Below are 15,924 nucleotides of genomic sequence, written 5' to 3'. Positions count from 1 at the left end.
TCGCGGGATGCCGCTGGTCGTTCGTGAGGAGCCTGTACTGCGATGTCCCTTCCGGCCAGCTTGCGGATCCTTCCCCGCTTCGGACTCGCCGTTCTTCTGCCCACGGCGGCAGCGCTCGTTCCCCTTCTGCTTCCCCAGGCGGTTCCGGATGCCGCGCCGCAGACCGTCTGGCTTGCCACAGGCGGCGCGCTTGCCCTGGCGCTGCTGATCGGCTGTGTCCTGGCGCTCGATCTGTCGGATGCGATGACGCGGCTGGTGGCTGCTGCGGACCGCCTCGCCGCCGGAACGCCGGACACCGGAACGCCGGACCCCAGGATGCCGGACGATGCATCGGCGCTGTCCGTCCGCGGCGACGAGGCCGGAGGCATTGCCGCGGCGCTCGCCCGTGTCGCCCGGATCCAGGGCAGTCTCCATGGGACCCTCCGCCGCCTGACGCACGAAGCCGGCGGCGACGCACCGGCCGCAGAGCCTCTCCCCGGCCGCTATGGCGAGATGGCGGCGCTGGTGGAGGACGCCCGTGCCTCTTTCCGGAACATCGGCCAGCAGGCCGCCCAGGTCGCTGTCGCCGCCGGGCAGGCCAGCACCGCGGTGTCGCAGGTCGCCGACGGCGCCGCCATCCAGACCGAGGATCTCGACCGGGTGGTGAATGCGGTCGGCCGCTCCGTCCGGGCCATCGCCGACGTCACCGACAGCACCCGCGCCGCCTCCGACATGGTGCGCGTCACCGCGGGTTTCGCCGACCGCGGCAAGGCGGAGATGGCGCGGCTGGTCCGTGTTTCCCAGACCATCGGGGACAACAGCCGCCGCATCGGCCGCATCACCGAGGCCATCACCCAGATCGCGGTGAAGACCAACATCCTGTCGGTCAATGCCTCCATCGAGGCCGCCCGTGCCGGCGAACAGGGCAAGGGTTTCGAGGTGGTCGCCGAAGAGGTCGGCAAGCTCGCCGACAACGCCGTCGAAAGCGCCCGTCAGATCGCCGAGATCGTCGAGGCCGCCGCAGCACTGGCGGAGGAGGGGATGGCCGCCACGGCGGAGGTGGTGCAGATGATGGACGGCATCGCCGAGCGGGTCACCCAGATCGACCGCATGGTCCAGTCGGTCGCCGCGGCCATGGCCCACCAGCAGGACCATATCGTCGAGATCGAATCGAACGTCGGCAACATCCGCACCGTCGCCTCCAAGAATGCCGCCGCGTCGGAGGAGATCACCGCGACCATGGTCCACCTGTCCCGGCTGGCCGACGACACGCGGCGGCTGGCCGAACGCTTCTGGGCGTCGTGACCGGCGGCGCCGCTCCTCCTCCTGCCGGTTCGGATGGCCCGCTGCACGATCTGGTGCGACGGCTGCTGGAGGATGTCCGGCGCAAGGCGGGCATCCGCCACGACCGCCCGCTGGAGCGCAAGCTGGTGCGCATCCTGGCGGCGATGCCGCTGGCGGTGCTGGAAGAGTGGGTGGCGCAGATCGAAGGGGCGCCGGCCGACAGCCCGGACTGGCTGAGCCTGATCGAGAATCTCACGATCCATGAAACCTACTTCTTCCGCGACCTGCCGCATCACACCTATCTGCGCGGCCATCTGCTGCCCCGCCTGATCGCCGAACGCGCCACCACCCGGATTCTGCGGCTGTGGAGCGCCGGCTGCGCCACCGGGGAAGAGGCCTACGGTCTCGCCATCGTGACGCTGGAGGCGCTGGCCGACGCCGGGCACGCACGCCGCACCGCACAGGGGCTGGAAACCGACTGGACCGTCGAGGTCCTCGGCACGGACCTCAGCCGCATCGCCGTGCGGCAGGCCGCCAACGCCTGCTATGGCGGCGAGGGGCTGGGCCCCTTCCGCGAAATGCCGTCGGATTACGAGAGCTGGTTCGTGCCGCTGGGGGCGGAGGCACCGCTGCACCGGCGGGTGCATGGCGATGCTCGCCGGGTGGTGCGCTTCGCCCGCCACAACCTGATGGATGCAGCCCTGCCGGATGGGGTGCCGGCCGGTGGCTTCGATCTCGTGTCCTGCCGCAACGTCATGATCTATTTCGATGACGACAGCCGCGAGCGGGCGCTCTCCCTGCTGACCGCTGCGGTGGCGCCGGGCGGCTGGCTGGTGCTCGGCACCACCGACCGGCTGCCGGACAACTGCAGCCGTGTCTGCGGCTTCGAGCGCCATCGCGGCGACCGCGCGCTCGCATACCGGCGGGGAGGGGCGGCGGTATGACGACCTGCGGCTATCTCACCTTCGACATCGCCGGCACGCCCTTCGCCGTCGCCGCGGATCGGGTGGAGGAAGTGGCGGAGCCGACCGGCGTGACCCGGCTTCCCTTCGCCCCGCCGCAGGTGGAGGGGCTGGCGAATGTGGCCGGCCGCATTCTGCCGGTGCTGGACGTCACCGGCTATCCGTCGTTGCGGCTGGCCTGGGGCGGCGGACGGCGCGGCGGACTGCTGATCGTGCTGCGCGCCGGAACCGGTGTGCTGGCACTCCGCGCCGGCCGCATCGGCGGCACGCTGACGGCGGAGCGGGTGGGGCTGTGCGCGGCGGAGCCGGAGGACGGCGGTACGCCTGTGGCCGGCCGGCTGCGCCATGGCGACCGGTCCCTGCGGCTGCTAGACCCCGACCTGATGCAACTGGGGCGCGGCGGGGCGCTCGCCATTCCGAGACTGGCGGATGCAGATGCGCTGTCCGGCGGTGCTGCCGAGCCTCCCGACCCGTCGCGCGAGCGTGCCAGCATCCGCCTGCTGATGGTGGAGGTCGCCGGCCAACCCCATGCCCTGGAGATGGCCGATCTGCTGCTGGTCTTCCCCGTCGGCGACCTGCATCCGCTGCCCCATGCGCCGGCGCTGGTGCGCGGTGTGGCGCGGGTGCAGAAGCGGTCGATCCTGGTTACCGACCCGCTCGGTGCCGGTGCCGGTATTGAGGATCGGCCCGGCGGCTACGCCGTCGTCCTGCGGACGCGCCGGGGGCCGGTGGGCGTGCGGGTGGATGGGGTGCGCGGCGTGGTGCGCGTGCCGCTGGACCGTCTGCGCGCGGGCGAGGCCGGGGCGGCGGCCCGGATCGTGGATTACGATGGACTCTGGCTCGACGTGAGGAGCGTGTCGCGCATGCTGGGCGATCAACTCGACGACATCGGCCGTTTCGTGCCCGAGGGTGGCGATCCCGACGACGATCTGACGGAAAGCCGTCTGCCGCGCCGTTTCTACCGCCGCTTCCTCACCCTGGTGGTGGAGGCCCGCATCTATGCGCTGGAGTTCGAGAGGGTCCGCCGCGTGGTGGAGGTGTCCGACCGGCTGCGCCTGCCGCAGGGCGCCGAAAGTTTCGACGGGCTGACCGATGTCGACGGCCGCATCCTCCCGGTTCTCGATCTGCGCCGTCTGCTGGCGCGGGCGCCGGTCGGCGCGCCACCTGCCACGCCCGGCATCGCCGTTCTGGTGGAGATCGACGGCGGAACCGTGGCGGTGATCGCCGACGAGATCCAACGCATCCGCAAGATCGACAGCGAGGATGTCGACCCGCTGTCCGACCGGCTGACCGCCGCGGTGATCCGCCTGGACAATGCCCTGATCCCGGTTCTGCGGCCCGAGGGCTTGACCGCCGCCGCGGCTGCCGGCACCAGGGTGCTGCCCATCGGAGACGCCCGGAGCGAGGCTGCCGCGCCATGACCGACCCGCGCATCCGCCTGTTGGTGGTGGACGACAGCAACTTCGTCCGCATCGCGCTCCGCAAGATGCTGGAGCCGGCGCCCGACATCGAGATCGTCGGCGAGGCGCGCAACGGAGCCGAGGCGCTGCGCCTGTCGCGGAAACTGAAGCCGCATGTCGTGGCGATGGACCTGAACATGCCGGTGATGGACGGAATCGAAACGGTTCAGGCCATCGCCGCAGAAAAGGGACCGCCCTGCATCATGGTTTCCAACGAAACGTCGGAGGGGGCGGCCGCCACCATCCGGGCGCTGGAAACCGGGGCGGTGGATTTCGTCTGCAAGAACAGCTCTTTCATCACCTTCGACATGGCGTCCATCGAACGCCAGCTGACCGAGAAGGTGCGCCATTGGGGCCGCTGGCGCATGGCCCTGACGGGGGAGCGGGCTGCAGATTCCGTTCCGGCTCCCGTGGCCGACCTCACACCCGAACCGCCTGCATCTCTCCGCCCATCCGTCCGCGGACACCGCCCCGACCTCGTCGTCGTCGGCGTGTCCACCGGCGGGCCGGTAGCGCTGGCGGAACTGCTGGGCGCGCTTGGGCCGCTGCCCTGTCCGCTGGTGGTGGCGCAGCATATGCCGGCCAGCTTCACTGCCGGTTTCGCCGCGTCGCTCGCCCGTTCGCTCGGCCGGCCGGTGGCGGAGGGGGCCGACGGCGAGACGCTCGACGCAGAAGCCGTCACCATCCTGCGCGGCGGCGGCGACTGGACGGTGCGCCGCGGCACTTCCGGCCGCTTCACCCTGCATGCCGCCGACCCGGCCGGCGCCATCTACCACCCCTCGGCCGACCGGCTCTTCCGCAGCGCCGCGGAAGCGGCGGAGTCGCCGGTCGCCGTCGTCCTGACCGGCATGGGCGACGACGGCAGCAGCGGGGCGGCGGCCTTCGCGGAACGCCGCTTTCCCGTTCTGGTCCAGGATCCGGCGACCTGCGCGGTCGACGGCATGCCCAGGGCGGCAATCCGTACCGGTATCGCCACGGAGGTGTTGCCGGTTACGTCAATCGCCCGCAAGCTGAACGCTCTCTTCACACTCTCCTGACAGTCAGGCAGACCCCGGAATCCGACAGGCGCTGCAAACATAGGAAGCTTTTACTCATGGCGAAGCCGACGATCCTGCTGGTCGATGACTCGGTGCTGATGCGCACCATCATCGGCGACATCGTGCGCGCCGACGACGAACTGTCTCTCGTCGGCGCGGCCGAAAACGGCAAGGTGGCTCTGGAGATGGTCAAGAGCCTGAAGCCCGACATCGTCCTGCTCGACATCGAGATGCCGGAGATGTCGGGTCTGGAGGTGATGGAGCATCTGTCGCTGATGTCGCGCGCCAAGGTGATCATCATCTCCTCCGTCGCGCAGGTCGGCTCGCCCGAAGCGAACGAGGCCCGCGCCCTCGGGGCGGTTGAGATCATCGCCAAGCCGTCCGGCACCATGAGTCTCGACCTTGCCCACAAGAAGGGTCACGACATCGTCGCCGCCATCCGCCGCGCCGCCGGTTTACCCCCGCCCGCGAAGCCCTGAGTTTCCGGTTCGGCGCCTCCTTTCCAGAGCGGTGATCGATGAGCGGTGACCCATGAGCAGCGAACTGATCGAGACCCTGTGGCGACAGTTCGGCGTCGAGGCCGGCGAACATTTCGACCTGCTGGAAAAGCTGCTGTCCGCCGGCCCCGGCGATGGGCCGGAGGCGGAGCGGATCGCCGCCCTGTTCCGCTCCTTCCATTCGCTGAAGGGGGCCGCCCGCGCCATGGACCTCTTTGCGATGGAGGCGGTGGCACACCGGGCGGAAACCATCCTCGGCCGTGTGCGCAGCGGCACGCTCGCGCTGACGGAGGAGGTCGCCGCCCCGCTGCTGGAGGCTCTAGACGCGCTGCGTGGACTTGCCGAGGCTGGCATGCGCGACCGCCGCGATGGGCAGGCGCCGGCCGACCTGCTGGCGCGGCTCGACGCGCTGGGCGGGGAAAGCCCCGCCGCCAAGCCCGCCGCCGCCCCACCGCCGCCCCCGCCGGTGCGTCTGCACGAGAATGAGCGGATGCTCGGCCTGTTCGTCGGGCTGCTGCATGACGGGATGGCGACGCTGACACGCGCGCTCGACCTCGACACCCTGGACGAGGAGGGACTCCGCAGCGTCGATGACACGGCCGACCGGCTGGAGCTGGCCTGCGAGCGGCTGAACTTCCTGCCCTTCGCCGACACGCTGCGCCGGTTCCGCGAGGCGCTGGCCGCCCGTGATGCCGACGCCATCCTGCGCGAGCTTCAGGCCGTCGCCACCGCCAGCGCCCGCATCGGGCGGCTGACCGGCAAGGATGCCGGCGCGGCGATCCTGGCGACCCTGCTGGCCGACCACAACGCCCAGCTCCTTGCCCAGGGTGGCGCCCGCGCCGATGCGTTGCTCGCCGATCCGGCGGCGCTGGCCGATGCGTCCGCTGCCGCTGAACTTGCCGGGTTGCTCGACCGCATGGCGGCGATGCTGGACATCGTCCGGCTGCCGCGCGGCTCCGCCCTGCTGCGGGTGCTGGCCGATGTGATGCGCCGTGCGGCCCCCACCGACCCTGCCCCCAACTCTGCCACCAACCACGACGGTTGGCCGCTCCTGCTGGCCGATGCCCGCACCATCCTTGCCGATCTGGCGGCGCGGGCCGCGCGCGATCCGGCCGAGGATCTGGACGCCGACGGGGTGGCTGCGCTGGAAGGCCGCCTGCGCGCCTTTGTCGATGCCGTCTCGGCGGAGCGGGAGGCGGGCGAGGCGCGCCGGCCGCTGACCGCCGACGAGTTGTCGGCCCTCGGACTCGATCCCGGCCTGCTGCGCTTCCTGTCGCCCGACAGCACCGCCGACCTGCGCGCCGCCATCGCCGATCCGGAGATGCGGCTCTTTGAGGTCACCGCCTTTCTGGAAACCTCGCCGGAGGTCGCGTCCGGCTTCGTCCAGTGGATGGGCAGCAAGGTGCGCGCCATCACCAACTGGCCGGAGTTCATCGACGGCAAGACGTGGCTGCGTGTGCTGATCGCCTCCCCGCAGGAGCTTCCGGCCCTGGCGGATGCCCTGGCCGGCATCGACCCCGGCGGCGGCTTCCTGCGCATCCGCGCCTGCGCGCCGTCCGACCCGGACGAGGATGGCGCGGAGCTGGTCACACCTGACGTGCCGGTCCCTGCCGACGCGCCGTCCCTGCCTGCGGTGCAGTCCGCCGGTGCGCCGGTGACGACCGCCGCCCCGCCGCCGCCTGCCGCCCCAGCCGCCCGCCCGGCGGCGACCGCCGCGGGGGGCGTGCTGCGCGTGCCCGGCGAGGTGATCGACCGCTTCATGGCCCGCATCGACGGCATGGTCCTGCTGTCCGGCGACCTGAACGCCACCGCCAACGACCTGCGGCTGGAGTCCGCACTCGCCGCTTTGACGGAGCGGCTGGGTGCCGGCGATCCCGACCTGCGTGCCCTCCGCGAGGCGGTCGAGCATCACCGCCGCGACCTGCTGGACCTCGACACCCAGCTCAGCCGCTCGGTCGACCGCCTGCGCGAGGCGGCGCTGGACCTGCGCGTCGTTCCCATCGAAACCCTGTTCAACCAGTTTCCCCGTGTCGTGCGCGAACTGGCGCGCGGGCAGGGCAAGTCGGTCCGCTTCGCCACCGAGGGCGGCGAGGTCCGCATCGACAAGAGCATGGTGGAGATGCTCTACGACCCGCTGATGCACATGGTGCGCAACGCCATCGACCATGGCATCGAGCCTGCCGCCGACCGCGAGGCGATGGGCAAGCCGGCGCAGGCCACGCTTTCCCTGCGCGCCATCCAGCGCAACAGCCGCGTCGTGGTCGAGATCGTCGACGATGGCCGCGGCATCGCGACGGAGGCGGTGCGCGCCAAGGCGGTGCGCCAGGGACTGATCGGCGAGGAGGACAGCCTGCATTTGTCGCCCGATGCGGTGCGGGAATTCATCTTCGCCCCCGGTTTCTCCACCGCCGACACGGTGACCGAAACGTCCGGCCGCGGCGTCGGCATGGATGTCGTGCGCAATGCCATCACCCGGCTGGGCGGCAGCATCGCCATCCGCACGCGGGAAGGGGCGGGCACCGCCTTCGCCATCGACCTGCCGCTGTCGGCGGCGATCCTGCGCACGCTGCTGGTCCAGGTCGACGATCAGGTGCTGGCGATCCCCGACCGCTTCGTCGAGGAGGTCTGCGGCTTCACTGCCGACGATTTCCACCGCGTCTCCGGCTGCTGGACCGTCATGCGCCGCAAGCGGGTGCTGCCGGTGGTCCGCCTCGCCGATGCGCTGGGATTTCCCGCCGACGGGGAGTGGCCTCCGTCCGGTCCCGGCCAGCGGCTCGTCGTCGTGCTGCGCCAGGGCAGCCGCCGCATCGGGCTGGAAATCGACAAGCTTTTGCGCCGCGGCGACCTGTTCGTCCGCGAAAGCCATCCCGGCCTTGCCGAGGTGCCCGGCGTCGGCGGCGTCTCCCTGCTGAACGACGGCCGCATCGTCATCATCCTGGACGGCGACGAACTCTATCGCCTCGCTGCCATGGCCCAGCGGCGGGAGGCCGACGCGCCGGCTTGATGCACCCGTTCGGCTTGGCCGGTTCATGAAGGGAAATTCATGGTTGGGTCAGGTTGGGGACAGGGCGGACGGGCTAATGTCCTTCTTGTGACGCGGTCGGGCCAGCCCCCCCGAAACACCGGCCCGTCACAGTTGAGCGTCTTCTTATCTGGTGTCTCTTCCCGATGGTTCCCTGCCATCGGACCCGACCGTCCGGTTCTCCCGTTTGCCTCCGGACGGTACCTATCGGCGGAGCGCGTCCAAGCCAATTTCCAGGCCGACGTTGCCCCCCACCATAGGCCCCCTGGCCTTGGGTGCGCTCCGCCGTCCCTTCTTTTCCCCGCCTTTTCCCCGATGCCGTTCAGCAGCCTTGACGCCGCTGGGTCCTCCCGGCTTTCTGGTGGCCGTCGAAGGCTTTCCCGGTAGCGACCCGCCCGTGCGTCCCGCCATACTGTTTCCGCTGTTCAAACCGGTCACGGCACTCCCCGGCCTCGGCCCCCGGCTGGGCAAGCTGGTGGAGAAGCTGGCCGGCGCCCATGTGGTCGATCTGCTGTGGCATCTGCCCTGCGGCGTGGTCGACCGCCGCTTCTCGCCGAAGATCGCGCAGGCGCCGCATGGGCGCATCGCCACCCTGACCGTGCGCATCGACTCGCACGCGCCGCCGGTGAACCCGCGCCATCCCTACAAGATCCGCTGCACCGACGAGACCGGCGTGCTGGAACTGGTCTATTTCCATGTCCGCGGCGACTGGCTGTCGAAGCAGATCCCCGCCGGCACCACCATGGTGGTTTCCGGCAAGGTGGAGTGGTTCAACGACACTGCCCAGATCACCCATCCCGACGCCGTCGTCCCGGTCGACGCGAAGGAAGAGCTGGAACTGGTCGAGCCGGTCTACCCGATGACCGCCGGCCTGCCGGCCAAGACTCTGCGCAAGGCGGTGCGCGCCGCATTGAACGATGTCCCACCACTCGACGAATGGCAGGACGCGGCATGGCTGTCCCGCCGCCAATGGCCGACCTGGGCCGAGGCCCTGAAGCGTGCCCACACGCCGGAGGACGAGGGTGACCTCGCCGCCACCGCGCCCATCCGCTGCCGCCTCGCCTATGACGAGCTGCTGGCGAACCAGCTGGCTCTGATGCTGGTGCGAGCCAGCCAGCGCCGGCTGGCCGGGCGGGCAACCCAGGGCGACGGCAGCCTGCGCCGCGCCGCGCTGGCGGCGTTGCCCTTCTCCCTGACCGGCTCGCAGGCTGGATCGCTGGAGGAGATCTATGCCGACATGGCCGCCGAACGGCGGATGCTGCGGCTTCTCCAGGGCGATGTCGGCAGCGGCAAGACCGTGGTCGCGCTGATGGCGATGCTGAACGCGGTGGAGACCGGCGCCCAGGCCGCCCTGATGGCGCCCACGGAAATCCTTGCCCGCCAGCATGCCGAGAGCCTGGCGCCGCTGTGCAGGGCGGCCGGTGTCGAGATCGGGCTGCTGACCGGGCGCGATAAGGGCAAGGCGCGCCAGGCGGTGCTCGACCGGCTGGCGTCCGGCGAGCTGCCGCTGCTGGTCGGCACCCATGCGCTGTTCCAGGAGGATGTCGCCTTCAAGGATCTGGCGCTGGCGGTGATCGACGAGCAGCACCGCTTCGGCGTCCACCAGCGCCTGCAACTGTCGGCCAAGGGGCGGGCGGTCGATGTGCTGGTGATGACCGCCACCCCGATCCCGCGCACGTTGACCCTGACCGCCTATGGCGACATGGACGTGTCGCGCCTGACCGAGAAGCCGGCGGGCCGCAAGCCGGTGCAGACCGTCACCATCGCCCTCGACCGGCTGGAGGAGGTCGTCCACGGCATCCAGCGCAAGGTGACGGAGGGCGCACGCGTCTATTGGGTTTGCCCGCTGGTCGACGAATCGGAGCAGAGCGACCTCGCCGCCGCGACCGAGCGCCATGCTTTCCTGCGCGCCACCTTCGGCGACCGTGTCGGGCTGGTCCACGGCAAGATGCGCGGGCCGGACAAGGATGCGGTGATGGCCGCCTTCGCCGAGGGCAGCCTGGACGTGCTGGTCGCCACCACGGTGATCGAGGTCGGCGTGAACGTGCCGGAAGCGACGGTGATGGTGATCGAGCATGCCGAACGCTTCGGTCTTGCCCAGCTTCACCAGCTGCGCGGCCGGGTCGGCCGTGGCGAGAAGCCGTCGAGCTGCCTGCTGATGTTCGAGTCGAACCTGACGGAGACGGCGCGGGCGCGGCTGAAGACGCTGCGCGACACCGAGGACGGCTTCGTCATCGCGGAGGAGGATTTGCGCCTGCGCGGTGCCGGTGAGGTTCTGGGCACCCGCCAGTCGGGCCTGCCGGGCTTCCGGATGGCCGACCTCGCGGTGCATGGCGACCTGCTGGCGGTGGCGCGCGACGATGCCCGGCTGGTGGTGGAGCGCGACCCCGACCTTGCCAGCCCGCGCGGACAGGCGCTGCGGACCCTGCTCTACCTTTTCGAACGCGATGCGGCGGCCAAGACCTTGCGGTCGGGCTGATCGCCGTCCCGATCCTCATCGTCGGGTTCGGCCGGCGATTCCACCAGGGTGGGGCGGCGGTCGGGCGGGACGACGATGCCGCCGGACATCACCAGCTTCAGCCCATCCTCGACGGTCATGTTCAGCACGGTCACCTCGCGCCGCGGCACCATCGCCAGATAGCCGGCGGTGGGCGGCGCGCAGGGGATGAAGACGTTGACGATGTCGTCGGCTTCGCCGGCCAACTTCACCTGCACCTCGGGATGGGCGCTGCCGGTGATGAAGCCCAGCGACCACACGCCGGGGCGCGGATACTGGATCGCCACCACCTCGCGGAAGGCATTCGACTTCTTGGCCAGCACCGTCTCGAAGATCTGCTTCACCCCGCCATAGACGGAGCGGACGACCGGCATGCGTCCGACCACGCCTTCGCCGACGCCCAGCACCAGCCGGCCGACATAGCCGGCGGCGAAGGCGCCGATCAGGGTGACGGCGATGATGACCACCAGAACGCCGATGCCGGGGATCGAGAAGGGCAGATAGTTTTCCGGATTGTAGACGCTGGGGATCAGCGGCCGGATATAGCCGTCGATCAGCGAGACGAACCACCAGGCGATATAGACGGTGATGGCGATGGGGGCCGTTACCAGGATGCCGGCCAAAAAATAAGCCCGCAGGCGCCCCATCAACCCGATGCCTTCGCGGCGATGCCGCGCCGGCTCCCCCGTATGGCCTTTCGCCTGGGGCTTGCCTTGGGCTTTCGGGTCGGCCTTCACCTCGGCCTTCGGTTCAGTCTGATCTCCGCTCACGCCTGCCCATCCGCCCATCGTCCATCCGCGCCATAGTGGGGCAAGCGCGGTCCGCTCTCAACTGCCGCGTAAGGAGACGCGGGAATTGGGAAAAGTGTCAGCCGACCAGCGAGCTCGCGATCACCGACAGCAGCGTGACGGCCCCGGCGATGGCGGCGCCGTCGACATGGTTGGGGAAGGCGCGCCAGAACTCGTCCTTCGAGACCGGTTCCGGTGCGTCGTATTCGTCCATCGACAGGCCGGCGGCGAGGCTGCCACAGGTGTGGTCGGCGATGGCGCCCGACAGATGCGCCATGGCGACGGCGAGATAGCAGAACTTCACGAAATCCAGCAGGAAGCCCAGAGTGCTGCTCGCCTCGCCCAGCGGGCTGGCGGTGAAGCCGGTGGCGGCGACCGTGCTCGCCATGGCGATGGCTGCCGCGAAGGGGATCAGGGCGACCGACAGCAGCCGTTGCCGGTCGATGCGGCGGGCGGTGGGCACGGGGAACAGGCTCGGCATGGTCGGCGCTCCGGACAACGATGGGACTGGCGAATGGGAAATGGCCAATGGGAAATTCGGCGAGGCGTCACCCCCTTCTGCGCGCTCGGCGTTAACGGAGGGTTGACACCGGCCAATGGTCACAGCGCCTTCCACCTTTGCGCAGGTCACGCTATCCTTCGGGGCAACATACAGTCCGGGGCGAAGCCGGAATCTTCCGTGCCAAAGACCGACATGACGAAACCAGAATGACAAAACCCGACAGCCCGGCCGATGGGCTGGCCGAGGCATCCGCCGCCGGCCTGGACCGCATCGCGCTGCTTCGCCCGCTGTCCGCCGACCAGCGCGCCGGGGTGGCGCGCCAATGCCGCTGGCGCCGCTTCGCTCCCGACGAGCAGCTGATCGACCATTGGGCCGACACCCGCGACGTCGCTTTCGTGGTCGAAGGGCGGGTGCGGGTGCTCAGCCATTCGGCCGGTGGGCGCGAAATCAGCTTCAACGACATCGAGGCGGGGGAACTGGTGGGGGAGATGTCGGCGCTGGACGGCCGTCCGCGGTCCGCGTCGGTGGTGGCGCTGGGGGAGGGCGCCTTGATCGCCTTCCTGCCGGCCAAGCCTTTCCAGGCGCTGGTGACCGCCCATCCGGAACTGGCGATGGCGACGATGCTGCGGCTGTGCGACAAGCTGCGCGGCGCCACCGACCGCATCATGGAACTGTCGACGCTCGGCGCCAACAACCGCGTTCATGCCGAACTGCTGCGCCTCGCCAAGCGTGGTTCGCGCCAGGGTGCGTCGGCGTTCATCGCCCCGATCCCCGTTCATTCCGACATTGCCGCCCGCGTCAGCACCACGCGTGAAACCGTCGCCCGCGTGCTGAGCGACCTGACCCGCGACGGGATGCTGGAACGCCGTCCCGACGCGCTGGTGGTGCGCGATCTGTCACGGCTGGAAATGCTGGTCGAGGATGTCCGCGGCGGCGCCTGAGCGCGCCGGCAGGGAGGCGTACCCTGAAACGGACCCTTAAAAATGAAAAGGCCGCGGCAACCCGTATGGTCGGGCCGTGCCGCGGTCGCCTTTCAAACCCTCAAGACTTTTTTTGCTTTTGTTCCGCGATCAGCGGTGCAGAGACCGGACCAGGATCGCTACCGGGGTGGCCATGGCCCATTCGGTCAGGAACGCGGCGACCGGACGCAGCAGGATCGCCGCGGGGGTGGCTTCGAACCAGTCGGCGGCGAACTCGCGGACCGGATGCTGGGTCTGGGTGTCGCCATGGATGCCGTGATCGCCATGATGAAGGCTGAGGATGCTCATGATCGTCTCCGTCGGCTGGAAATGTCGGAAGGGGTGGCGGGGTGTCAGCGCTTCAGCAGGCCGAGCAGGTAACCGGCCGGGGTGGCTGCAACCCATTCGCGCAGGAAGGCGCCGATCGGACGCAGGACCAGATAGGCCGGGGTGGCTTCGAACCAAGCCACCGGGAATTCGGCGACGGCGTGCAGGGCATCGGTCGAAGCGTGGTGTTCGGTGCCGGGCTGGAAAGTGGTGGTGGTCATTGTCGTCTCCTTCGGGCTGTTGAGGAGACTATATACTGGTATACCCAATGCCAAATACGTTGGCTTTGCATTGCTGGATGCTGCAAAAATTACAGCTATACAGAGGTTTCCTTTGGCAAATCGTCTTTGGACAAATCAATCAGCCTTACGAACTATAAACCCTTGGCGACGCCATCCGGACTGCTCCCCCGCGCCCGCCGGATGTTCGGCCGACCAACCAACATCTTGACAGTGCTGCCGGAAAAAACGACTTCAGGGGGATGGTTCAGTATATCGGCCCCGATCCGCTCCGCAGTCTCTACGACGCCGTCCAAACGATGCGGCGCGAACCTTCCGCCATTCCCGAGACCTCCCGCACCGGAAAGCTGCTGGCCCAAGGCCGCGCCCGCATGGCGCGCAAGGTGGGAGAGGAGGCGATCGAGGTGGCGATCGAGGCGATGCGCGGCGACCGAGGCGCGCTGGTGATGGAGGCGGCGGACCTGCTGTACAATCTGGTGGTCCTGCTGGCCGACCTGGATGTCGCCCCCGACGAGATCCTGGCGGAGTTGCGGCGGCGCGAGCTGGCCTACGGCATAGCTGAGAAGTTGCCGAAATCGGACGACCCCATCAACGGTGTCGCCGCCAGCCATGACAAGCCGCTTCCCCCCAAGCCCAATTCCGACAAACCCAATCAGGCCAAGCGCTGCAAGCGTTAGGCGGGGTCCGCCTCCTGCGGGAAGACCAGATCGAACCGCGTGCCCGCGCCCCTGGCGAAATGGTATTCGCCGTGGATTTGCCGGGTGAAGGCCCGGATCAGATCCATGCCCATCGACCGCCGTCCGGGCGGGGCGGCATCCTCCGGTTCCAGCGCGCCGGTGCCGTCATCCTCGATGGTCAGGTGCAGCGATCCGTCTTCCGCTGTCACCGCGATATCGATGGTGCCGGAGCAGCGGCCTGTGAAGGCATGCTTGTAGGCGTTCGACACCACCTCGTTCAGGATCAGGGCGAAGGGCACCACACGGTTCAGGTCGAGGCTGACGGGCTCGACCCGGTGCCTGATGACGATGGTCCGGCCGGGGCGGCTATGGAAGCTGTTGAGGTGCCCGGCCAGCGCCTCGACGAAATTGTCGAGCCGGACCACCGACACGCCGGTCGACCGGTAGATCTGCTCGTGGATCAGCCCCATCGTGTTGATACGGGTCAGGGCTTCGCTGAACGGCGCTTCCAGTTCAGGCGACCGTTGCGCCTGCAACTCCAACAGGCTGAGAATGACCTGCAGGTTGTTCTTTACCCGGTGGTGAATGTCGCGCAGCAGCACTTCCTTGTCGGCAAGCGCCTGATCGAGATGGCGGGTGCGCTCGGCGATGCGGCCCTCCAGCGCCTCGTTGGCGCGGCGCAGCGCCTCCTGCGCATTGACCGCCTGCCGCGACCGGTGCAACGCGATGCCGCCCAGCAGGCCCAGCAGGCCGAGCGCCGGGAAGGCCGTCAGCACATAGGGCAGCACCCGGTCGCGCCAGGCCGCCTCGATGGAGGCGACATCGGTGCCATAGACCACGTAGACGGGCAGGTCGGGCACCTTGCGGCGGGCCAGCAACCGCTCGACCCCGTCGGAGGGCGTAACCGCGCGGAAGATGCCGTTCCTGTCGGGGGCGGAGATCAGTTCCGGAAACCGGCCGATGGCGGCACTGTCCTCCGGCGCGATCATCGGATTGCGGACCAGCGCCTCGCCATCCTCGCGCATCAGCAGGATCACATCGCGGGACCCATGCAGGACCGAACGGTAGAAGTCGGTGAAATAGCTGGGAAGCAACGAGATCTGCGCCACACCCTGGAACCGGTGGTCGGGCAGTTCCATCCGGCGGCTCAGGGTAAAGAAGACCTCCGATACGATCTTGCCGTTCAGCCGCGGGCCGATGTGAAGCATCGTGCCGGGATTCAGGTGGGCGCGGAAATACTCGCGGTCTCCCGCGTTCAGCGGGCGCATCGGCCATTCGTAGCTGCTGGCGCGAACCCGCCCGGTCTCGTCGGTGATCCAATAGGACTGGACCTCCGGCGATTGCGCGACCATCGCCTTCAGCCGCTCGAACAGCAGGGGAGTGCCGTCGATCCGGTCCCAGCCCAGGTCGTCCACCATCCATTCCATGTGCGACAGGGTGGAGGCATGGATACCCAGCGTCCTCGCCGCATGTTCCTCAAGAACGCGGGCGATGGCGATGCTGCGGTTCTCCGCCTCGGAGATCACCTGGCTGCGATACTGGTAGGCTGAGAACACCAGCAGGGCGGCGGTGAGGCCTAGCGACACCGCCAGCAAAGCACCCACAGCCAGGGACGCTGCCTTGCGCCTCTCCTGTTCCGCATCCCGGCTTCCTGCGGCATGTGAGTCCTGTTCGAGGCCAGCAGGGGTCATAGG

The 15,924-nt window shown here is 69.2% G+C and carries 14 protein-coding genes; 9 read left to right on the top strand and 5 right to left on the bottom strand.

Annotated features, from left to right (window positions below; all coding sequences use genetic code 11):
- Positions 1-42: 42 nt before the first annotated feature.
- From ABNQ40_RS24510 to recG, 7 genes are all read left to right on the top strand, one after another.
- The gene (locus tag ABNQ40_RS24510; protein WP_391347579.1) at positions 43-1,284 is read left to right on the top strand and encodes a methyl-accepting chemotaxis protein; all 1,242 of its coding nucleotides are present in this window, start codon (positions 43-45) and stop codon (positions 1,282-1,284) included.
- On the top strand, positions 1,281-2,207 hold the full coding sequence (locus ABNQ40_RS24505; RefSeq protein ID WP_391347577.1) for a CheR family methyltransferase: 927 nt from the start codon (positions 1,281-1,283) through the stop codon (positions 2,205-2,207). The genes ABNQ40_RS24510 and ABNQ40_RS24505 overlap by 4 nt, the downstream gene beginning before the upstream one ends.
- Positions 2,204-3,646 (top strand): chemotaxis protein CheW, encoded by a 1,443-nt coding sequence (locus ABNQ40_RS24500; RefSeq protein WP_109049769.1) that lies wholly within the window; start codon positions 2,204-2,206, stop codon positions 3,644-3,646. Before ABNQ40_RS24505 ends, ABNQ40_RS24500 begins: the two co-directional genes overlap by 4 nt.
- Positions 3,643-4,722: a chemotaxis-specific protein-glutamate methyltransferase CheB gene (cheB, locus tag ABNQ40_RS24495; RefSeq protein ID WP_109049770.1), complete on the top strand. Its 1,080-nt coding sequence runs from the start codon at positions 3,643-3,645 to the stop codon at positions 4,720-4,722. The genes ABNQ40_RS24500 and cheB overlap by 4 nt, the downstream gene beginning before the upstream one ends.
- 56 nt (positions 4,723-4,778) lie before the next feature.
- Positions 4,779-5,201, top strand: coding sequence for a response regulator (locus tag ABNQ40_RS24490; RefSeq protein ID WP_109049771.1), 423 nt, complete (start codon positions 4,779-4,781; stop codon positions 5,199-5,201).
- A 52-nt stretch (positions 5,202-5,253) separates the two neighbouring features.
- Positions 5,254-8,223, top strand: coding sequence for an ATP-binding protein (locus tag ABNQ40_RS24485; protein ID WP_109049772.1), 2,970 nt, complete (start codon positions 5,254-5,256; stop codon positions 8,221-8,223).
- Positions 8,224-8,638: 415 nt separating this feature from the next.
- A complete protein-coding gene (gene recG / locus ABNQ40_RS24480; protein ID WP_109490922.1) occupies positions 8,639-10,720 on the top strand; it encodes an ATP-dependent DNA helicase RecG in 2,082 nt (693 codons plus the stop codon).
- Here the strand turns inward: recG and ABNQ40_RS24475 are convergent.
- Together ABNQ40_RS24475 and ABNQ40_RS24470 are read right to left on the bottom strand one after the other, a co-directional pair.
- Positions 10,672-11,508, bottom strand: coding sequence for a DUF502 domain-containing protein (locus ABNQ40_RS24475; RefSeq protein WP_391347573.1), 837 nt, complete (start codon positions 11,506-11,508; stop codon positions 10,672-10,674). The genes recG and ABNQ40_RS24475 overlap by 49 nt on opposite strands.
- Positions 11,509-11,605: 97 nt before the next feature.
- Entirely contained in the window at positions 11,606-12,007 is a 402-nt protein-coding gene (locus tag ABNQ40_RS24470; RefSeq protein ID WP_109050032.1) for a hypothetical protein, read from the bottom strand.
- A gap of 227 nt (positions 12,008-12,234) precedes the next feature.
- On the opposite strand from ABNQ40_RS24470, the gene ABNQ40_RS24465 reads away from it, so the two are divergent.
- A complete protein-coding gene (locus ABNQ40_RS24465; protein WP_109050031.1) occupies positions 12,235-12,969 on the top strand; it encodes a Crp/Fnr family transcriptional regulator in 735 nt (244 codons plus the stop codon).
- Between the two features lie 129 nt (positions 12,970-13,098).
- On the opposite strand, the gene ABNQ40_RS24460 is transcribed toward ABNQ40_RS24465, so the two are convergent.
- Together ABNQ40_RS24460 and ABNQ40_RS24455 are read right to left on the bottom strand one after the other, a co-directional pair.
- Positions 13,099-13,296: a hypothetical protein gene (locus ABNQ40_RS24460; RefSeq protein WP_109050030.1), complete on the bottom strand. Its 198-nt coding sequence runs from the start codon at positions 13,294-13,296 to the stop codon at positions 13,099-13,101.
- 44 nt (positions 13,297-13,340) lie between these two features.
- Positions 13,341-13,535, bottom strand: coding sequence for a hypothetical protein (locus tag ABNQ40_RS24455; protein ID WP_109050029.1), 195 nt, complete (start codon positions 13,533-13,535; stop codon positions 13,341-13,343).
- 260 nt (positions 13,536-13,795) lie between these two features.
- Here ABNQ40_RS24455 and hisE point away from each other — a divergent pair, with 260 nt between their 5' ends.
- Positions 13,796-14,230 carry a phosphoribosyl-ATP diphosphatase gene (gene hisE, locus ABNQ40_RS24450; protein ID WP_247879805.1) on the top strand — a complete coding sequence of 145 codons (435 nt, stop codon included), beginning with the start codon at positions 13,796-13,798 and terminating at the stop codon, positions 14,228-14,230.
- Here the strand turns inward: hisE and ABNQ40_RS24445 are convergent.
- Positions 14,227-15,816 carry a sensor histidine kinase gene (locus tag ABNQ40_RS24445; RefSeq protein ID WP_247879804.1) on the bottom strand — a complete coding sequence of 530 codons (1,590 nt, stop codon included), beginning with the start codon at positions 15,814-15,816 and terminating at the stop codon, positions 14,227-14,229. The two genes, hisE and ABNQ40_RS24445, sit on opposite strands and share 4 nt — an antisense overlap.
- Positions 15,817-15,924 lie beyond the last annotated feature (108 nt).

Origin of the sequence: Azospirillum sp. A23 (assembly GCF_042938965.1) — a bacterium.
In the GTDB taxonomy this organism is placed as follows: domain Bacteria; phylum Pseudomonadota; class Alphaproteobacteria; order Azospirillales; family Azospirillaceae; genus Azospirillum; species Azospirillum melinis.
The sequence above is the reverse complement of the archived record's forward strand: the minus strand, read 5'-3'. Positions and strand labels throughout refer to the sequence as shown.

What these genes read in the sequence shown, in the direction of transcription:
- ABNQ40_RS24510 (WP_391347579.1), top strand. Translation starts at nt 43, where the DNA reads ATGTCCCTTCCGGCCAGCTTGCGGATCCTTCCCCGCTTCGGACTCGCC.
- ABNQ40_RS24500 (WP_109049769.1), top strand. Translation starts at nt 2,204, where the DNA reads ATGACGACCTGCGGCTATCTCACCTTCGACATCGCCGGCACGCCCTTC.
- cheB (WP_109049770.1), top strand. Translation starts at nt 3,643, where the DNA reads ATGACCGACCCGCGCATCCGCCTGTTGGTGGTGGACGACAGCAACTTC.
- ABNQ40_RS24490 (WP_109049771.1), top strand. Translation starts at nt 4,779, where the DNA reads ATGGCGAAGCCGACGATCCTGCTGGTCGATGACTCGGTGCTGATGCGC.
- ABNQ40_RS24485 (WP_109049772.1), top strand. Translation starts at nt 5,254, where the DNA reads ATGAGCAGCGAACTGATCGAGACCCTGTGGCGACAGTTCGGCGTCGAG.
- ABNQ40_RS24470 (WP_109050032.1), bottom strand. Translation starts at nt 12,007, where the DNA reads ATGCCGAGCCTGTTCCCCGTGCCCACCGCCCGCCGCATCGACCGGCAA.
- ABNQ40_RS24465 (WP_109050031.1), top strand. Translation starts at nt 12,235, where the DNA reads ATGACAAAACCCGACAGCCCGGCCGATGGGCTGGCCGAGGCATCCGCC.
- ABNQ40_RS24460 (WP_109050030.1), bottom strand. Translation starts at nt 13,296, where the DNA reads ATGAGCATCCTCAGCCTTCATCATGGCGATCACGGCATCCATGGCGAC.
- ABNQ40_RS24455 (WP_109050029.1), bottom strand. Translation starts at nt 13,535, where the DNA reads ATGACCACCACCACTTTCCAGCCCGGCACCGAACACCACGCTTCGACC.
- hisE (WP_247879805.1), top strand. Translation starts at nt 13,796, where the DNA reads ATGGTTCAGTATATCGGCCCCGATCCGCTCCGCAGTCTCTACGACGCC.